This window comes from Kocuria himachalensis (genome assembly GCF_054784195.1).
The window spans coordinates 1-1,749 of sequence record NZ_BAAGPL010000070.1 but is presented as its reverse complement, the minus strand read 5'-3'; the positions used below and the strand labels follow the sequence as shown (position 1 = coordinate 1,749).

Below are 1,749 nucleotides of genomic sequence, written 5' to 3'. Positions count from 1 at the left end.
GAGAACCGCATATGAACCCATTACCAGGGGACTGTTGTGTCCCCTAGTGTACCTGAGGCGCGTCCGCAAGTGGACCCCGCCTTGCTGGATATTGCCCTTTTTTGCCCCGAGACCCCGGCCCGCCGGTTTCTGGCGCACCACCGGATCGAGTATTTCCGGTGCGGTCAGACCAAGTCGCAGGCGTTCCCGAACCGTGGGCGGCCTGCGGGTGACTTCGCGTTCATCCAGCTCAACCCGGCCGATTGGTTGAACTTCCTCGTCGTGGACGTCGATGACGAGGACGCGTTGTTGAACCTGATGCACCCGGCCGTGCCCGAGCCGACCTGGATCATCGAGAACCCCCAGACTGGTCATGCCCAGGCCGGGTGGGCGATCGAACCGGTCTACCGGGGCGAGGGCGCTCGGCCGGGCCCGATCCGCTACGCGGAGGCGGTGCAGCGGGCCCTGGACCGGCTGGTGGACGGGGACCCGTGCTTCACCCGGTACCTGGTGCGCAACCCGGCCGCTCAGTTCCCGGCCGGGCGCGTGTGGTGGGGCCGCAGAGCCAGCCCATGGTCCCTAGGGGATCTCAAGGCGCACATGGTCGAGTACACCGACCCCTTCCACGACGAGGCCATCGACGGACCCGCCACACCAGCCTGGGACCCGGGCACGCCCCTGCTGGGACAGTCCGGCATCCCGCGAGCCTCTGTCTCGGACACCGCCACGGAGGTGGGGCGCAACACCGCGATCTTCCGCGCCACCCGACGGTGGCTGTGGGACCAGCGGCAGGCCCGCCACCAGACCCCCAGCGAGGCCGCCTCGATCGCCCACGCCAGGGCGCTCAACGCCCAGCTGCCCCACCCTCTGACCGATAGCGAAGTCGCCTGTCTAGCGCGCTCGGCCGTCCGTCAGGTCAACGCTGGCAAGGGACGCCCCACCTCCACCAGTGGTTCCGATGCTGCACACGAGTATCTAGCGCGGATGGGCCGCCGCGGCGGGAAGGCCAGGACCGAGGCCAAGGCGCGTGCGGCGGCAGACAACGCCGCCCAGGCCCGCCAGGCCCGCACCCGCCGTGTGGGGCAACTGCGGCCTCTAGCGGTGCAGTTGCGGGCGGCGGGGGCGACCTACCGGGCCATCGCCGAGGCCGTAGGGCGTACTACACGCACCGTGATGGCCTGGTTGAAAAACGAGCCCACCACACCCGCCGGCGGCCCCGTCAAGAAGGGTGAAATTCTCCAAGCAACAGGTATTGGCTCCTCCCCCAAGGTGTGTCCCACCCCTTCCCTTAGCCTGGAAGTGCCCCCCGGACTTGCTAAGGAAGAGGATGCCCCTGTGACGAGTGAACCCACCTACCAGTGGCCCGAAGGCGTCCTGCCTGGAGAACCAGACCCCGACTTCCGGGATCGGCTCCTCCCCGGGCACCGCGGCCTCACTCTCTGGGTTCCCCTGGACTACCTGGAGGATCACCCCATTGGCTCCGGGTACTGGTCTTTCACGACTGCCTCCGACTACTGGGAGACAGTCAAGGACGGACCGTTCCACGGTGCTGCACTGGGTGGGCGAGAACTGCACGTCACTGAAGTGGGGGCCCGTGTCGGAGAACTCCACGGACTGCGCTTCCCACACCTGACCGCTGTCTCCTATGAAGTCACTCGAGTCGCTGGCGACTCCCGGTGGTCAGCACGGTTCCCCGGCTACATCGTCCACTGACGCGTCGCGTCCAAGGTCAGTGTCACAGTGCTCTCAGGGACTTCGCTGTCCCCGAGC

General features: G+C 67.6%; 1 protein-coding gene. It reads left to right on the top strand.

Translation table 11 applies throughout. The features are described 5' to 3' along the window. Positions 1 to 69: 69 nt before the first annotated feature. Positions 70 to 1,692, top strand: a complete 1,623-nt coding sequence (locus ACYVM4_RS18690; protein ID WP_460669535.1) for a replication initiation protein — start codon at positions 70 to 72, stop codon at positions 1,690 to 1,692. Positions 1,693 to 1,749: the final 57 nt, after the last annotated feature.